This is a genomic window from Butyrivibrio sp. AE2015, assembly GCF_000420825.1.
Classification (GTDB): Bacteria; Bacillota; Clostridia; order Lachnospirales; family Lachnospiraceae; genus Butyrivibrio.
On record NZ_ATVR01000012.1, the window covers coordinates 75,812 to 93,379 of the forward strand.

Genomic DNA, 17,568 nt, shown 5'->3' on the forward strand with positions numbered 1-17,568 from the left:
ATTCACCCCAAAATGCTGTATATATAATCCATGTCCAGATTGTCTCTGACGACCTTTGCAAGCCTGTCGTACTCGTTTTCCTTAAAGGCCTTGTAATTTACTGCCTCTCCAAGCTTTATGCCCTTTTTATCTGCTATCTTTTTTACCAGGTCAAGGGCTATGTCACCTTCATCGAAGACTCCGTGGACATAGGTACCAAAAACATTCTCCTGCTGGCATGACAAAAGAGCTTCTCCATTTCTGCCTCTGGTCTCACCCATATGTATTTCATAGCCGGTATATTTTGCTCCTGAGAGCACATCAAAAAAGCAATCCATCCGGTCAAAAGTACCCTTACACTGAGTTCTTCTTTTTTGCTTTCTAAGTACTGTGTTTACAGGCAAAAGGCCAAGTCCCTTAATACTTCCGCCCTCTTCAACTTTGTCAGGGTCGCTTATTATTTCTCCAAGCATCTGAAAGCCCCCGCATATACCGATAACCGGGCAGGATGCAGATTTTCTTTTTATGGAAGCCTCCATTCCGGACTCACGCATCCACCTAAGGTCCCCTATAGTATTCTTACTGCCGGGGATGATGATAAGGTCCGCGCTCTCTATATCTCTGGGATTTGTTATAAATCTTACGTTTACCCCATCTATGCTTTCAAATGGAGCAACATCAGTAAAATTGGATATCCTCGGAAGCCTTACTACTGCAACCTCTATTGAAGGGCCAGTCTCCTGCCTGTGATCCGTAAGCCTATCGCTAAGGCTGTCCTCATCGTCTATAAGAAGCCTTGTATATGGCACTGTTCCTACAACAGGCACATGTCCCATCTCTTCAATCATCTCTATTCCGGAATCAAGAAGGCTCTTATCTCCTCTGAACTTGTTGATGATCAAGCCCTTTACTCTTTCTCTCTCGTCTTTTTCAAGGAGTTCCAAGGTGCCAAGGAGCTGTGCAAATACGCCGCCTCTGTCGATGTCTCCCACAAGAAGGACTGGCGCGTCAATCAGCTTTGCAAGTCCCATGTTGACTATATCATCTGCCTTCAGATTGATCTCCGCAGGACTTCCTGCGCCCTCAACCACAATAATGTCTGCCTGCTTTTCAAGCTCGTGATAGGCTGCAAGTATATCAGGAATCAACTTCTTTTTATATTTAAAATACTCTCTGGCAGGCATATTCCCGATAACTTCGCCATTTACTATAACCTGTGAGCCTATGTCATTTGTTGGCTTTAACAAAACAGGATTCATGTACACAGAAGGCTTAACTCCTGCGCATTCCGCCTGCATCGCCTGGGCTCTTCCCAGCTCTAATCCATCCTCCGTGACAAAAGAGTTGAGTGCCATATTTTGGGATTTAAAGGGCATAACCCTGTATCCGTCCTGTTTAAAGACTCGGCAAAGACCGCCCGCTAAAAGGCTCTTTCCCACATTGGACATAGTCCCCTGAATCATAATTACCTTTGTTTTCATAATTTTACCTGTTTATAAGCTTATAAAGAGCATCCGAATAGCCTCTTAGCCCGTCGATCAACGTCTTTCCACAGCCCTTTTGCATATGATATATATCTTCTATAATCTCACCGGTTATTATTTCTTTTGGTCTTCCAACAGCGACAACTCTTCCATCATTTATTGCGATCACTTTATCAGCAAGGGACTCAACAAATTCAAGATCATGGATAGAGAGTACAACCGCTATGTTTTCTCTTTTGGCCATCCTCTTTATTATTGACAGGATATCCACCTTAAACTGAATATCAAGAAAAGACGTGGGCTCATCAAGGATCATTATCTCCGGCTCCTGACAGATTGCCCTGGCAAGCATGATCCTCTGGCGCTGCCCGTCGCTAAGTTTACTAAAGTCATTCTCTGCAACTTCTTTTGCATCGACCAGCTCAATTGCCTCATCAACTTTTTCCCAGTCTTTTTGGGAAAGTATGCCAAGCCTTCCTGTGTATGGGTATCTTCCCGTTGCCACCACTTCTCTTGCAGACATAAGCTCCGGCGTGATCCTCTTTGTTGTGACCATAGACATCACAGTTGAAAGTTCTTCGCCATTTACAAGTTTATCCTCTTTTTCTTTTATATAAATATTTCCAGATAGTTTCTCAAGCTGCCTTGTGATGGTATTGAGGATCGTAGACTTGCCTGCCCCGTTAGGGCCTATGAGAGCGATGATCTCCCCCGGCATAACTTCCATTGTGATATCTGTCACTACTTCTTTTTGATAGCCAACATCCAGTTTGTAAGTTCTTAATACTTTATTCACTTCGTCTCTCTCCTCGCCTTAAAAGCAGCAGGATGACAACAGGTGCAAGTCCTACAGCTGTCACAGAACTGATACTAAGTTCTGTAGGCGCAAAGGCTGTCCTTGCTATATCATCGCAGATAAGTGTAATGATTGCTCCTCCAAGGAAACACGCAGGTATCATGATAAGTGGCTTTGCTGTCTTAAAAAGTCCTCTCATGATATGTGGAACTGCTATTCCAACAAAAGATATAGGACCGGCAAAGGCTGTTACTGTCGCCGACAAAAGGCTGGATGCAAGAATAAGGATCACTCGTAATGCCTTTATATTGACTCCCATGTTCCTTGCATATGCCTCACCAAGCTGATATGCACCAATAGGCTTTGAGAGCATGAATGATAAAAAAAGACACGCAAACACAATACCAAAAGATATCTGCACATACTCCATAGTAGTTCCCGAAAAGCTTCCAAGAGACCAGTTGTGGAGATTAACTATATTGGAATCCTCTGCAAAACACACAACAAAATCAGTTATTGCAGAGCATATATATCCGATCATAACGCCGCATACTACTAAAAGAGACATGCTGCGGACTTTACCGGCAAGGATCAGAACAACCCCCATTGAAAGAAGCGACCCCAAAAATGCTGCAGCTATCATTCCAAAGGATGAAAATACCCGCCCGTTTTTTAATAAAAAGACCATTACAAGTGCGACAAAGAGCTTGGCTGATGAAGACACACCAAGCACATAAGGCCCTGCAATGGGATTTCCAAAAAATACCTGTAATAAGAAGCCTGAAACAGCCAAAGCTCCGCCCATAATAACTGCCGCAAGGATCCTTGGGAGTCGGATGGTCAATAAAATATTTCTGGCAAGATCATCTACTGATCCATTAAAAAGAGCATAAAGCTCCTTGATGCCTATATCTGCACTTCCTGTCAGCACAGAAATACACCCAAGGATCACAAGTAGAACTACCAATATGAAAATAATAAGGATCTGCTCAGCGGTTTTTTTCTGCAAAATCATTCCTCTAACCTGTACAAATAGTTAAGTTTTTCTGTATCGCCTTCAAGTATATTATTAACGTCCTCTATAAAATCTGCAACGCTTGTGCTCTGCTGAAAAAAGCTCTCCGGAAGGCAATATATCATGCCGCTTTTAAAAGCATTAAATTCACCAAGAAGTGGCATCTTATCCGTCAGCTCTTTTTTCCTGTCTATATTCCCCTCGATGGTGCCGTTGTATATAAGCAGGTCTGCATCTTTTGCTCCTGCATAAAAATCCTCCACTGTAATATTCATAGTGGAAAGATTACTATCTTCTTCGTCAGTTAAATCTTTTGGAACATAAGTGCCTCCCGCCAGATCTATCATGGAGCTTATATAATCCCCATTTCGTCTGACTGTCACTGTTCCGTTTGAATTAATAGAAAAAACTGCTACAGTTTTCCCTGTTTTTTCTTTTGCTTTGATTGCGTTTACTCTTCTTTCCTGCTCTTTAAAAAGAGCTGTTGCTTCATCAAGTTTGTTATAAATTACTCCGTAGAGTTTTACCCACTCCAGTCTTCCAAGAGGATTGCTCTCGTAGCTTGAGCGCTCTATCATAACTGTTATCCCAAGGCTTTTAAGTTTCTCATAGACCTCCGGATTGTGATAGATCATGGTATTTTCTATTGCAAAATTGCACCCTTCCGATAAAAGAAGCTCATAATCAGGAGCCGAATACTTTCCCGCATAGAGAAGGTCGCCGTTCTCCATAGCTTTTTTCGCCTCTTCTACTGACCAGTCTTCTTTTTTGGTGCCTGACAGTCTGATACTGTCAAGAGCTCCTATTGAAGCTATAAGATCCATTACAGATGTGGATACCAGGTAAGTTTTATCAGTCTTGATTGTTTCATATTGCGAAGCCGCATCTGAGCAGCTCTGCAAAAAACTCTGCTCTAAATCTCCACTTCCAATAGTTATATAATTGTATCTGTTTTTATCATTATCCTCGTAAAAGTCGACACTGAACTCTTTTGCATACTCAAGTTCAAGGCTGCCTATAAGAGTAAGTTCATCCGTCGACGCGTGTCCTGCGTTTATTACAGATTCAGTGCTCTCTCCCTCTGAAGAGATGTCTTTTTCTCCTATCCCATGAACGGTAAGCTTATACTCTATCTCATGAGGTGTACTCATGGCTGTCGTATCCGCAATCACCGTAAATTCCTGATCAAATCCAGGAATAGGTATTGTAAACTTTGAATTTTCTCCGGCCAAGGCTTCATTTAGGTACTTCTTACCATCAACCACCATGTAATCGTAATGGCTGCTGGACCATACGATACATGCTGTGATATTTCCATCCTTCACTACTACCTCAGCCGGAGATTCAACTGTTGCTTTGCCGCTTCCTCCCTCTAAAGAAACTTCGCAAACATATACTCCGTCGGCAAGTATTTTGTTTTCTGTATTCTGGCCACAGCCCGTAATTATGAGCAAAAGAGCTATGATCAACGCAAATGTCTTTTTCAAAATACATGCCTCCGGATAAAAAAATTACTGTGTTACTGAAACTTTATGGTCGTACCATTTGCCTTTTTCACCTAAAATAGCAAGGTCAAATTCCTCTGAAAGCTTCTCTACAGGAACATCAAAACCATTTACGGTCTCTTTGCTTCCATCGCTGTATGTAACCTCGACGTCATAAGGCTGTAACCAGTCAGCCTCATTCTTTTCAGCATCAGCTGCAGTTCCTACATAGAGATTAACGATTTTTTTTGAAACAAGGGCAATTGATACGAAAGCTGTTCCATCTTCATTAACTGTCAATGTACCTTTTCCGTTGTTTGCTTCATTCACACGAAACATACCTGAATCTGTGTTAAAAGAAACTTCGTAAGTACCCTTTTCAAGTGCGATGCCTGATGCATCTGTTTTTACTGAATCACTGTTTTTTTTTATGGCATCAGCTGTGTGCTGAACATAAAGGGCCTCAACATTCTCAATTCGGCCAAGACCTGCGATCTGGCAGTCAACTGAAAGGCCTGCTGCCTCAAACATTGACTTCCACGAATCTTCTTCATCACCTGCCATATCGTTGTTAGCGTGGTCACCTGCAACAACCATCAGTGGTCTTAAGATAACCTTTGTGTAGCCTGCTTCCTGAACTGCAGCAATCACATTTTCACAAGCTGTCTCCTCAGGCTCACCCTCTACAGTTCCAATGAAGACATTCTTGTAACCAAGTTCATTCATCTGAGTCTGCATCTGAGAATATGTGATCTTTGCAGCGTGGCTTGTGCCATGTCCCATGAATACGAAAGCAGTCTGCTCATCTGCAGCTTTTTCAAGGCTATCAAAACCAGCTTCAGCAAGCGCAGCATTTGTTATCTCTTTTGCTACAGTCTGCTTGTCTTCGTTTATGATTGTTGCATCAGCGCCAACTTCTCCAAGAAGTGGTTCCGAAATCTTAACTGTTTCAAAAGAATCAGCGTATTTATTAACTGCATCTACAAGCTCATCATACTCTGCACCATGCATAAGATGTGTAGGCTGGATCACAAGATTTTTTACGCCATTTGCAACTGCTCTTTCAAGGGCCTGATCCATGTTATCAATAGCCTCACCATCTCTTGCCTGGATGTGGTTGATAATGATCTGAGCTGTAAATGCCCTTCTTACTGAATAATCAGGATTTGCTGCAGCAATTGCCTTTTCAATTCCGCCTATATCCTTAACTCGGCTGTCATTAAAAGACGTACCAAAGCTGACAACAAGAATTTCATTTTCACCTATCTCGTCCTGGTTAAGCGGATCATCCAAAGAAGCATCGCCTGTATCTCTTCCAAAATAATCAGGATCAGCAAATTCGCCTTCCACCAATTCTTTTTGCGCATCTGTAAGTGCATCCCATGCCTCTTTGGCTGCAGCGCACTGAGCGTCTGTCTCATCTGTTCTTGTCTGAACATAGATAGCATCAATTAAGGCAGCTACATTATCAGCAGCTTCCTGATCAGATATTTCCTGTGAAGCATCTGTTTCTATGCTTGCTACAGTTTCTGCTGCGGCTGATGTTTCTGTCACAGCGCTCTCGGACGTACCTGTCTGACTGTTTCCGCATCCACAAACTGCAAGTGCTGTCAAAGTGGTCAGAACAAGTGAAGTAACTAGATTCTTTTTCATTTTTCCTCTCCTTCTACAGGGATTTCATTCTGCAACTTTGACGCAATAAAAGAAAAAGACCACATGCATAGTGGTCTTCAAATTCAGATAAATATATCAAAAGATATTTCACATGAATCTGATTCGAAGTCCGCAAATCAAAATTGCAAAACTTAGGCAGGTCTCCTGACTTCGATCAACATCTGTACTATCTTCCCAATTTCTCAGTGATAACAAGCACAGACTCCCTAACACAGTGACGGCTTCGCTCCGGATTCTCACCGGATTCCCTTTTCACCCATCCGCAATGATGGACACCTAAGCTCTATGAAATCTATTATTATTTTCTATGACAAACTAACATAAATGGAAAATACTGTCAATTCCGCCTCTTGCTTCTTTAAGATCATTATGTATAATAGGAAGGTACTTTTTTTGTAATATCGAGGAAAAATTAATGAAGTATTTAAAACAGTTTCTTATTATTCTGGCGATTTCTCTTTTGGGTGAGATATTAAAAACTCTTCTCCCACTACCAATACCAGCCAGCATCTATGGAATGGTCCTTATGTTTGTCTTTCTCCTCACAGGAATCCTCAAACTCGATCAGGTAAAGGACGCAGGTAAATTTCTCATCGAGATCATGCCTGTTTTATTTATACCGGCAGGCGTGGGCCTTATGTCATCATGGAATGTTTTGCAGCCTGTTCTTATCCCCGTATCGGTTATTACAGTGATCACAATATTTACAGTAATGGCTGCTACCGGATTGGTATCACAGTTTATCATCAGAAAGGATAAGAAGGAGAAAACATTATGAATGAATTTATGCAAAGCAGCGCCTATGCAGGCGTAACAATAAGCCTCATTTCTTACGGTCTTGGAAATTTCCTTAAAAAGAAAACAGGCCTTGGACTTTTTAATCCGCTTCTTATTTCAATGATAGTGACAATGCTGTTTTTGCTTGGATGCGGAATCGATTACAACACCTACAACGAAGGAGCCAAATATCTCAGCTGGCTTTTGACACCTGCTACCGTGTGTCTTGCCATTCCTTTATATGAAGAATGGGAGCTTCTTAAAAGCAATGCCAAAGCCGTTGTTATCGGTATTTTTTCAGGGGTTATAACAAGCCTTGTGACAGTATTCGTACTTGCAAAGCTCATGGGACTTTCTCATGAAAGCTATGTAACCCTCCTTCCAAAGTCAATCACAACAGCCATCGGAATGGGCGTTTCACAGGAACTTGGAGGATATGTAACTATCACAGTTGCAGTTATTGTCATCACCGGAGTTTTAGGAAATATCTTTGCTGAAATCATTTTTAAGCTTTTCAGAATACATGAGCCTATATCCAAAGGCCTTGCCCTTGGCACTGCAGCTCACGCAATAGGAACTGCCAAGGCTATGGAAATCGGCGAGATAGAAGGCGCTATGAGTTCACTTTCAATCGCTGTAGCCGGCATCCTAACTGTCATATTTGCATCAGTCTTCGCAGGACTTATCTGATCTGGGCAGCTTAGTATTTTGCTATATCTGTAAGTGGAACCTTGTTAACCTTGCTAAAGGCCAGGAAATTGATCACTACTGAGAAAAGAGTATTTATGAGAACTGACGCAGTCCAGGCCATAGCAAAAGGCTCCCTTACGAACATGAAGGCATCAGTTTCAAGGCTCTGAATGATCTTACCTGTAAGTGGGACTCCAAGTGCAAGCGCTATCAGCATGGCAAGCGTAGTTGTAAGTAAGACTTCCCTTACAAGGTAGCCGATAACCTGCATGTTTGAAAAGCCATTAACACGCATGGTAAGAAGTTCTCTCATTCTATGAGCAACCAGTATATTGCTCAGATTTAAGAGAATCATAAATGAGAGAAGAATTGAAAAGATAATTACAATAGCTACTACTGCATTATAAACAGTTACTACAGCCATATTACTCTCTCTTAGATCACTAACCGGTGAAACAGATGAAACTCCGGGAAGCTGCTCTAATTTATATCTGATATCTTCTATACTTTCTTTTGGGGCCTTGATGTAATAGGTGTTCGATGTCGGAGCAATACCCAGCTTTTCCTCATAAAACTCACTTGTCATTATCAAAGTTTTTCCTGCATAGAGCATGAAATTATCCATTACATCGACAGATGAAACACGCAGATCTCCGCCTACGAGATTTATTGTAGCTCCCTTAGAAATGTGGTTTTTATCACTCATTTCTTTTGTGGCTAAAACGCCCTCGTCAGGAACCTGGATCTCTGTTCCATGTTCATCTATAACCGAATAAAATCTGCTAAAGTTTTCTTTGTCATTTACGCAGATGATAGTGGTGATTATCTGTGAATCACCTGTTCCTATCACGCTGGCAGTAACGGGAAGATAGATAGTATCGTACCCGGACAGGGCTTCTTTTATGGCTTTCCTTTCTTCATCTGTTATGATACCGGATTCTGTCAGAGCCAGATCATACTGCCAGATGCTAGTCATCTGTCTTGATAAGGCACCTTCATAAGCCATCTTGATATCAATTCCAAATCCCACAAGAAAAACACACATAATGATAACGGCTATGGAAACTGTCTCACGGCCTACGTCTGTCATCAGGTTACTTAATATCAGTTTAAAATAAACGCCCTTAATAGGTGAGGCGATAGCCTTACTTCTATGCTTTTTGGCGGGTTCATTTCCATTTATCAGTCCCACTGCTGAGCATTTTACATACTTGCGGCAGGACCAAAGAACTGCAAAGACAGTTATCAAAACCTCAAGCGCAGGAAGAAGTATTATCATCGGTATATCATGAGGGATGCCCTCCAAAGAAAAGGCAAGAGTGGAACGCATAGTGTCTATGAGCAGTTTTTCTATAGCGAACGCGCCAAGCACACCAAGTACAGCACCCAGCAGAGCACCTGTAGTGCCGAATACTATGTACTTGCGCGTGATTTCATGTTCATACATTCCGAAGGCTTTACAGGTACCTATCTGACTGGTCTGTTCTTCAATGATGATTGTCATTGTGAAGAAACACACTATAGCTACTATCGCGGAATATAAAGGCGTGAAAACCCCAAAGAACCCACTAATAGCCTTTATGAATGAGTTCGTCTGAACGTACGGAAAATTAACATCCCTGGTTCTGACCATATATATACATGGATTTTGTTTAAATGCTTCGATCTGGTCACGCACCTCTGAAAGTTTGTCGTCTGCTTCTTTCTTAGCTTCTGCATACTGTTCATCTGCCTCTTTAAGAGCTTTTTCTCCATCAGCTATCTGAACATCATATTCAGCTTTTCCTTTTGAAAGCTCTTCTTCTGCAGTTTTCAGGGCTTCCTTAACTTCTACGCTTTTTTGGGAAAGAGCCTTTTTGGCGTCTTCCAGTTGTTTTGCTCCTTCAGCTTTTTTTTGCTCAAACTCAGCCTTGGCATCTTCAAGCTTTTGCCTTGCCTCTGGCTCTCTTTTGGCAAATTCTGCTTCAGCCTGAGCAAGCTCTTCCTGGCCCTTTTGAAGTGAATACCACCCAACATCCAGCTCCTGGCGAGCTTCCTCCAGTTTGGCTTTTCCATCATTAAACTGCCGCTCGCCTTCATCAAGCTGCTCTTTGCCACTTATAAATTCTTCCATATAGGCTCTGTTATCAGAAACTAAAAAGAGCACTGTCTTTATATCATCGTTTGGAGCTTCATCATAAGCTTTAATGGCAAGCTTACATTTTTCACAGGGATCACCGCAGGCGGAAGCTTCTTCCAGGGTCGCTATCGTACCATCGGAATCAGGGCTAAACTCTTCTAAAACGATATTCATGACGTCTATAACATCAGATGAGAGCATGGAATTCACTTTTTCAGCTGCTTCGTTATATTTTCCGCGGCCTACATTAAGCTCTTCCTGCGCTTCCTGGAGCTTTTCAAGACCTTTACTGTATTCTTCCTCTTTCTCTTTAAGAAAACGCTCAGCCTTATCAAGCTCGAGCATTCCATAAAAGAGCTTATATTTGGTATCGTTAAGCTCTTTTTCCAAATCTTTTTCACCCTGCTCAAGTTGCGCCTGTCCATCAGCTATCTGGGTGTTATATTCTTCTTCACCTTCCCTTATCTTTCTAGCTGCTTCCGAAAGCTCTTTTTCTGCAATGGCCTTTTTTTCTTCAAACTCTTTTTCTCCCAACTGCAATGCTTCAAGAGCCTTTGCTATAGCATCCTCATATGTCTTTCTGTTCTTATCGATTTCGGCTTTTCCCTTTGCAAGCTCATCATTTATCTTTAACTCCGCGCTATCATACTCCTGTTCCAGATCTGACAAAATGGACGTTGCTCGCTTGTCAGCTATTGACACAGATTCTTTTTCCAAGACCGCCTTTATTTCCTGTATCTGGTACTGATATGCGCGATCGAAGGAACTTGCAGATACATCGGCATCTACCAGGATATTTGAGTAATCAAAAGACAGATCGGCTACATCAAAAGAATCCGTAGGCAGCACGACATAATCTGTGGACGTATTTACCATGTAATCAGGGTGGGATGCAATGCCCGTTATTTTATAGGTCTTATTGGGGAGAACATCTGAAAAACGCGCCGAAGAAACCTCCAGCGCAATCTCATCGCCTATACCGGCTCCGATCTTTTGGCTTGCGCTGTAAGAAATGGCACATTCATTTGGGGCTGTTGGAAGAGCCCCGATTGTAACTGTAGGTACACTGACATTTTTAGTGATTGAAACGATAGTAACTGATGAATTGTTTTCTAAAAAGCTTGCAATCCCGTAAAAAGTAATCTGTCCCTCAGCATCTTTTACCTCCGGAAGAGATTTTATCTTGTCGACATCTTCCTGTTTTATACCGATACTGCTTGATATATCAAAGTCCCTGAAATTCTGCTCATCAATATAGTAAAGAGAAGCTCTCCTGACTGTAGACGAAGCAAAATAAAGTCCCAATATGAGTGTTGTTCCTATCAGGACTATTGTTACTATTGATAACCATGACACAAAGCGTTTTTGTATATTCCTCAGAGAATCAATAAGCCACGTCTTCATGTAAATATTTTATCATAATTTAGTGCATGCATTCCATACGGGAAGTTCTTACATCGCAAAGCTAAATAGCTCCTTGTATGATGTACTGCCTTATCCGTTTACAAGCTTCAGAAACTTTTTATCGTTCATCTGCTCGTTGGTAATATATTCTCCGTCATGGAATAGTGCATAGTTTGTGATTGGAGTAGGCGCATTCTGGGCTTCGTCTCTACTTTGGATTTTGATTGCTTTGAACGGAATGTTGTTCTTCTTAGCTGTTTCTTCCAGGACTGGAACATACTTAGCATTAAATGGACACTGATTTGTGTAGTATAGCACATAGCCTTTTTCATCTATGTGTGGATGCTTGGCACATTCCTTGAAATCTGGCTTATCAGCCTTCTTATCAAATTGCAGGTACCAAAGCTGAATACCATTATCAGCTTCATCGCATACTTCAAAGCCTTTATATTTCAAGAACTTAGGATCCGCAAGGAATGGCTTTTTCTTGGCTGAAGAAAGAATGCAAAGACCTTTCCTACCCTTTTCCTTACTGTCAGCAATACAGGCATCCAGAAGCTCTGTGGAATAGCCATGTCCTTTAAAAGAGCCAGAAACCCACAGGCAATCTATGTACATATAACCATCAGCCTCAATAGGGACCCATGCACTCTCAGCAGGAATGTACTCAATAAAGCATTTGCCACGCTCCGCGCTCTTTAAAAAGACAAGTCCCTCATCGAATCTATCTGCAAGCCAGGCTTTCTTTGATGAAACCTGAACGTCTTTATTATTGGATATAGCGCAGCAAATGTGCTCTTCCTCTAAATTGTCCTTGGTAATTCTAATATATTCCATCTTTCACGACCTCTCATAGTTCTTTTTCATAGCCTCAATTGTATTCCTGATCCGATCTCTCGCTTCCTTGGGTTCAAGGAGCTCAGCCTTATCTCCAAAGGTCAGTATCCAGGTGACAAGGTTATCCATGTCAGTGTAGTCAGCGGTAAATAATAGTCTGCCGCCCTCGGCCTCTGTATAGCACTCTGGGCCGAACTCTTCCACCAGCCTCCATTTGACGTCTTTTGTAAAAAGAGCTTTCACCTTTATTCCACCTGGAAATATCTTTTCCGTGGAAAGATCTGGCGTCGGGACAGTTCTACAATTAAACGCAGTGTCAGTCATCGTAACCTTATCCATACGATTTAGCTTGAACAGACGGAAATCTTTCCTTTTCAAGCACCAGCCCCACACATACCAGCTGGACCATTTGAAGACAACGTAGTAAGGCTCTATCTTGCGGACACTTTCACCCTTTTGGCTGTAGTAGGTAAACTTAAGTATGTGCCTACTTTCAATGGCGCTTTGTATAACTTCAATTTTTGGAGCAAGAGATTCCCTGTACCAGGATGAAAGGTCGATCAGAATTGAATCCCTGCCGCTGACAAACTCTGAAGATCCTGCCTGGATTTTTTCCATGAGCTGACCATAGTATCTGCTGCCGCTGACACTATCAAGACTCCTTAGACCAGCAAGGATCATCTGCATGTCCTTCGATGTCAGAATAGTCCTGTCCATGCGATAGCCATCCATGATGCTGATTCCTCCGCCAACTCCCTGGGAAGTCTGTATAGGAATTCCTGCTTTACACAGATCCTCGATGTCTCTATTGATAGTTCTTTTTGAAACCTCGTAGCGTTCTGCCAGCTCAGGTGCTGTAGTTTTCTCTTCCTGAAGTAATACAGAAAGTATTCCAATCAGCCTGTCTATCTTCATTATCTTTCACTCCACTAAAATCATATCATTGCAAACACGTCATCTATATGTCATGTTTATTATAACATTTTCTTATTTGATATAAAAAACCTCTATCTCATTACAAGATAGAGGCTTAAAATTATATGATTATATTCGGAATCTATCACCTACATTCTTTTAGTCAGTTATACTTTCTTTCGCACTGTTGATAAGACCGAGAAGGCCCGTCTCCTTAATAAGAGCTATACCCTGGAATTCATCTCCGAGGACAATCAGATTGTCGCCTGTTTTAATATCGAAGATCTTTCTTGCTTTGGCAGGAATGACAATCTGACCCTTATCTCCCACTTTGACCATTCCAAAGATATGTTTTCCTTTCGGCGGTATAGCATATCCCAGGTTGTCCGAATCATTCTTTTCATATGAGATAAGGTCGTCCATGGATACACCAAAGAGGTCAGCCAGCATCTTACATCTCTTTATGTCCGGCAGCGACTCTCCGGTCTCATATTTTGAAAGTGTCTGTCTGGATACGCCTATCTTCTCTGCAATTTCCTCCTGTGACAGGTTATTAAGCTTTCTTAATTCCATAAGATTGTCTGCAAAACTCATTCTTTCTTCTCCTTTTTTATTCCCAGAACACACCACCTTATGAAAGGTATGCGGCTCATGATTTCATACAGAAGGTAGGAGCCTGCGAATGCTGCTATTGCAACCAACAGGTATACGATGACAGGGGCAAGGAACGGACATAATGTATGCAGATACCATCCGCTGACCGCTATCATCAGATAATGGAATACGTAGAGGCCCCATGATTTTCGGCACATCCACTTTGAGAAAGCATTCGTGAAATTTCCCCATTTTTTCATGAAGGCAAGTATACCGAGAGTTCCAAACCATGCGTATACATTGCACATGATTGTGTCCAGAACTACATGATCCGGATAAGGCTGACCTTTATATAAAATCACAAAGGCTATGCAGGATGCGAAGGCAAGGATGCTTAATAACAGCCAGTTTTTACCAAGTCGATCCATCACTTCGTCATGGGACAATACAAAGTAGCCGATTATAAAGCCCAGTCCGTAGATACCGAATCTGTATACCACAATTATCGGTGTGTTAAGTATCTGCGCCGCTCCATATACAGGTATAACAAGAAGTATAAGTGTCAAAAGATTTACTTTACCACAGATATTATAGAATCTGTCTTTTTCAATCCTTCTGATCAGTACCAGTATCAGGCTGAAGAGCCAAAGCATCTGAATGTACCACAGCGGACCTGATCCGCTGACTGCCATTATCAGGAAAAGGATTGGCCCCGGTACGTTGTTCATGGAATTAAATGCACCAGCCATCAGCATGTTGTAATAGCCAAGAATCCAGCCGAAAACCAGAAGGCCGATTGTTGATGGCACAAGATACTTTCTCGTCCTTACTCTGATGAATTCCTTCTCTGTTCGTTTAATTAGTTCATAGCGGGCTGACATGCCGGATACCACAAACAGAAGTAACATGAACCAGGGATATACAATGTACTGATACGTATCCTGGGGCTGATGCTCACTGAAGGGACCGATGATTCCATGTTGTATTACACCGTTGAATATGTATATTACATGATAAATGACAACCAGCACTACTGTTATCCAGCGAATATTATCCAAATATACCTTTCTCATGTTTCTACCACCTTTGCTAAATATTTTAACATTTTTCTCAATCATAAAAAAGTAAGCTCCGCCTGTCTACCAAGCGAAGCTTACATATTTTGCTATTTTTTGTTAAATTTGGTTGCGAGCGCATAGTTTATTTTTCCTTAGAATTCCCTCAAATTTTATTTGATACGCCAACAGCCTGGGGATGTATTCCGGTGGTGTTCTCTTTACTGCTTCCCAATCCTCCAATGTGCGAACAGGGATGCCTGTATGTTCTGAAAACTCTTTACGTGACATCCCTGTGCTTTCTCTCAAGTCTTTTATCAATTTGGCTATATCCATATCATCACGCATTGCGTGGGTTCTAGAGTTTTAATCGCATATCCGTATACTTCTGAGCCTTATCTTCAAACCCCAATTTTTTATATATAGGATACCCTTCATCCGTTGCTACTAGATCAATGCGGCATATTTGATGTTCTCTGGCATATTCAATCATATTTTTCATAAGGCTCGTACAGATTCCTTTTCCACGGTATTCTTCTTCTGTGTATACGCTAAGAACCTCTGAATCCAAACCATTTAGAAAAAATGGATTTGCCGGCTTCTCGATAATCAACAGGTATGCTGCAGAAACAAGCCTGCCCTCTGCTCTTGCGACAAACGCGATCAGCTTTTTTCCAAGTTCTCTTTCAAAATATCCCGGGAGCTGTTTTTCCATGCCTTCTCTTTCTTCATCAGTTAAAGAGCCAAAATCATCTATCATATACAGGATTCTAAGCCTGACAAGTTCCGGAATATCGCTTATTGTTGCTGTATCGTATATAATACTTTCCTTATCCATTCATTTCACCGCCTTCTGCATCTTTGATTCTATAATAATCTTCCATCTTCACATTCAGCTTCACATAAGAATCCGCTTTTCGGTTGTTCACGCGCTCCAAAAGCACGCAACTTTCCACATGCGTAATCATCTATGTTTGCATCTACATATACGGACTAATACTGTCTTCGTTCCTGTTCTGCTCGTTATAATCCATTCTCGCATGTATGTGCCCATGTAGCTGAATACTTCCGCTGTTTTTCTTGGGCCATGACAGCATAGGATAATGCATAAGTGCGAAATATCTTCCATTAAGTGAAACCGTCATAAAATCTTTTATGTCTTCAAATAATGCTGGATCATATTTTTTATCATGATTCCCATTTATCAGATATTTCTTCTCCATAGTTTATAATCAGAAAAAACCATGATGTGGTGTCCACCATACTTCATTTTCCTGTATAAGAGTTTTTAATTGCTTAAGTTTGTCTGATATAAGCTTTCTACGTTCTATTACCATAGCACGAGTTTCCTCTGCTTCCTCATCATCGTCATCATCACTAAGATCGTGTAAATCCCAATGAACCCACTCTTCCAAATTCTCATTAATGTCATTGTATAATACTCTACAAAAATCAATCATAGGAAGATCAACGCCATATAAATCTTTATATCCTTTACTTTCACCCCATCCGCCATCAGCTTCAAAGACAACATAACAAGTGTAATAACTAACCAAACAAACCATTCTGCCCGGTTCACAGTAACCATGAACAGCAAAAGGAGCCTGTGTTTGTAACCCGTGTATTGCTTGCTCCAACCAATCACATGCGACATCAGTAAGATAGCTTAAGCTATAACTTTTTTCATCACAAATCTCGAACTTACTCCATCCAAAATCAGGTTTACTCAGCATAGATGCCTCCTTTCTATCCAGAACTATAATCTAATCAATTTATGGCCCTGAAATTGTTATAAGGTTACATTCCGGATGATCCATCATCATTTTTCTAATATAATTGACAAACCTCCTGTAGAAATCCACAACAACATATGCATGCCTATGAATAGCTTTTGGGCTGCAATCACTGTTAATATGATCAATATCGTCATTATCACTCATGTAAAATATCGAAAACTCCTTCTTAACATCCTCCAACTCTGGATTAAAAAAATCGCGGTCCAAGAGATCAGCTACTTTAATAATTTCATCGCACATAGCTGACATAGCCTCATAAGTATAAACATTTTCAACAAGCCACCAGTAAAATGCCTCTTTTTCATCATCGTCCAAATCTTGATGGCTGTTGTAAAACAAGGTTGGATCATAGTATTTTTTCAAAAAGTAAGCCAAAAAGCAGTCAACATCACCCTCTTCTATGGAAATAATCCTTCCGACTACTTTAATATCCTTATCATATATTATTTCATTCTTTGGGATATCTGCGACACAAAAAGTAAAGTATGATGTTGGGTCAGTCCCATCAATTATCTCTATTTCATAATGCGGATGATACGAGTTCATTAGCATACCTCCTTTAAGTCCATATTACTACAAATATATGGGTTATAATCCAGACAGTTAAAACCTGCTTGTTACTATTCACACTTTCCCAGATATGGTATCTTTCACATAAAGAGTTTTCGGTCATATAAAAATGCCAAGAAGCCAGAAAAATTCTAGCTTTTTTGGCATTTTTTATTGCAATAAATATCTTTATGTGTTATGCTATACACATAAAGATAAAGGAGGCAAACTATGGGAATTGTATATCAGACCGACAAAAGATCCGGAATCACATATGCCTATGAAAATCAATCATTCTGGGATCCGGAGCTCAAGCGTTCTAAGTCAAAAAGAAAGTTGATAGGCCGTGTTGACCCTGAAACAAAAGAGATTATCCCTACCGATGGCAGATGCAAAAAAC

At 41.1% G+C, this 17,568-nt stretch carries 17 protein-coding genes and 1 riboswitch; of the genes, 2 read left to right on the forward strand and 15 right to left on the reverse strand.

All coding sequences use genetic code 11. From position 1 onward, the window contains the following. Positions 1-2: 2 nt before the first annotated feature. Genes G585_RS0108070 through G585_RS0108090 form a run of 5 tightly spaced genes read right to left on the reverse strand, consistent with a single transcriptional unit; the run spans position 3 to position 6,411 of the window. Complete coding sequence (locus G585_RS0108070; RefSeq protein ID WP_022774232.1) at positions 3-1,460, reverse strand: cobyric acid synthase; 1,458 nt, start codon at positions 1,458-1,460, stop codon at positions 3-5. A gap of 4 nt (positions 1,461-1,464) precedes the next feature. Then, a complete protein-coding gene (locus G585_RS17590) occupies positions 1,465-2,259 on the reverse strand; it encodes an ABC transporter ATP-binding protein (RefSeq protein ID WP_022774234.1) in 795 nt (264 codons plus the stop codon). Next, positions 2,252-3,274 carry a FecCD family ABC transporter permease gene (locus G585_RS0108080; RefSeq protein WP_022774235.1) on the reverse strand — a complete coding sequence of 341 codons (1,023 nt, stop codon included), beginning with the start codon at positions 3,272-3,274 and terminating at the stop codon, positions 2,252-2,254. Before G585_RS0108080 ends, G585_RS17590 begins: the two co-directional genes overlap by 8 nt. Next, positions 3,271-4,761: an ABC transporter substrate-binding protein gene (locus G585_RS0108085; RefSeq protein ID WP_022774237.1), complete on the reverse strand. Its 1,491-nt coding sequence runs from the start codon at positions 4,759-4,761 to the stop codon at positions 3,271-3,273. Before G585_RS0108085 ends, G585_RS0108080 begins: the two co-directional genes overlap by 4 nt. A gap of 24 nt (positions 4,762-4,785) precedes the next feature. Next, positions 4,786-6,411: a sirohydrochlorin cobaltochelatase gene (locus tag G585_RS0108090; RefSeq protein WP_022774238.1), complete on the reverse strand. Its 1,626-nt coding sequence runs from the start codon at positions 6,409-6,411 to the stop codon at positions 4,786-4,788. A 138-nt stretch (positions 6,412-6,549) separates the two neighbouring features. Beyond that, a riboswitch (cobalamin riboswitch) is annotated at positions 6,550-6,727 on the reverse strand. A gap of 120 nt (positions 6,728-6,847) precedes the next feature. On the opposite strand from G585_RS0108090, the gene G585_RS0108095 reads away from it, so the two are divergent. Further along, complete coding sequence (locus G585_RS0108095) at positions 6,848-7,210, forward strand: CidA/LrgA family protein (protein ID WP_022774240.1); 363 nt, start codon at positions 6,848-6,850, stop codon at positions 7,208-7,210. Next, positions 7,207-7,899, forward strand: a complete 693-nt coding sequence (locus G585_RS0108100; RefSeq protein ID WP_022774241.1) for an LrgB family protein — start codon at positions 7,207-7,209, stop codon at positions 7,897-7,899. Before G585_RS0108095 ends, G585_RS0108100 begins: the two co-directional genes overlap by 4 nt. A 10-nt stretch (positions 7,900-7,909) precedes the next feature. Here the strand turns inward: G585_RS0108100 and G585_RS17595 are convergent, their stop codons facing one another. From G585_RS17595 to G585_RS0108155, 10 genes are all read right to left on the reverse strand, one after another. Continuing rightward, entirely contained in the window at positions 7,910-11,422 is a 3,513-nt protein-coding gene (locus tag G585_RS17595) for an ABC transporter permease (RefSeq protein WP_081644793.1), read from the reverse strand. Positions 11,423-11,512: 90 nt separating this feature from the next. Further along, the gene (locus G585_RS0108110) at positions 11,513-12,259 is read right to left on the reverse strand and encodes an N-acetyltransferase (protein WP_022774244.1); all 747 of its coding nucleotides are present in this window, start codon (positions 12,257-12,259) and stop codon (positions 11,513-11,515) included. 3 nt (positions 12,260-12,262) lie between these two features. Then, positions 12,263-13,174, reverse strand: coding sequence for a helix-turn-helix transcriptional regulator (locus tag G585_RS0108115; RefSeq protein ID WP_022774246.1), 912 nt, complete (start codon positions 13,172-13,174; stop codon positions 12,263-12,265). Between the two features lie 159 nt (positions 13,175-13,333). Further along, a complete protein-coding gene (locus tag G585_RS0108120) occupies positions 13,334-13,768 on the reverse strand; it encodes a helix-turn-helix domain-containing protein (RefSeq protein ID WP_022774247.1) in 435 nt (144 codons plus the stop codon). Continuing rightward, on the reverse strand, positions 13,765-14,841 hold the full coding sequence (locus tag G585_RS0108125; RefSeq protein WP_026663863.1) for an acyltransferase family protein: 1,077 nt from the start codon (positions 14,839-14,841) through the stop codon (positions 13,765-13,767). The genes G585_RS0108120 and G585_RS0108125 overlap by 4 nt, the downstream gene beginning before the upstream one ends. A 102-nt stretch (positions 14,842-14,943) precedes the next feature. Continuing rightward, complete coding sequence (locus tag G585_RS20110; protein ID WP_022774250.1) at positions 14,944-15,171, reverse strand: helix-turn-helix domain-containing protein; 228 nt, start codon at positions 15,169-15,171, stop codon at positions 14,944-14,946. Between the two features lie 10 nt (positions 15,172-15,181). Continuing rightward, positions 15,182-15,661: a GNAT family N-acetyltransferase gene (locus G585_RS0108135; RefSeq protein ID WP_022774251.1), complete on the reverse strand. Its 480-nt coding sequence runs from the start codon at positions 15,659-15,661 to the stop codon at positions 15,182-15,184. 142 nt (positions 15,662-15,803) lie between these two features. Then, complete coding sequence (locus tag G585_RS17600; protein ID WP_022774254.1) at positions 15,804-16,046, reverse strand: hypothetical protein; 243 nt, start codon at positions 16,044-16,046, stop codon at positions 15,804-15,806. A 9-nt stretch (positions 16,047-16,055) separates the two neighbouring features. Further along, entirely contained in the window at positions 16,056-16,556 is a 501-nt protein-coding gene (locus tag G585_RS0108150; protein WP_022774256.1) for a hypothetical protein, read from the reverse strand. A gap of 39 nt (positions 16,557-16,595) precedes the next feature. Beyond that, positions 16,596-17,165: a hypothetical protein gene (locus tag G585_RS0108155; RefSeq protein ID WP_022774257.1), complete on the reverse strand. Its 570-nt coding sequence runs from the start codon at positions 17,163-17,165 to the stop codon at positions 16,596-16,598. Between the last annotated feature and the right edge of the window lie 403 nt (positions 17,166-17,568).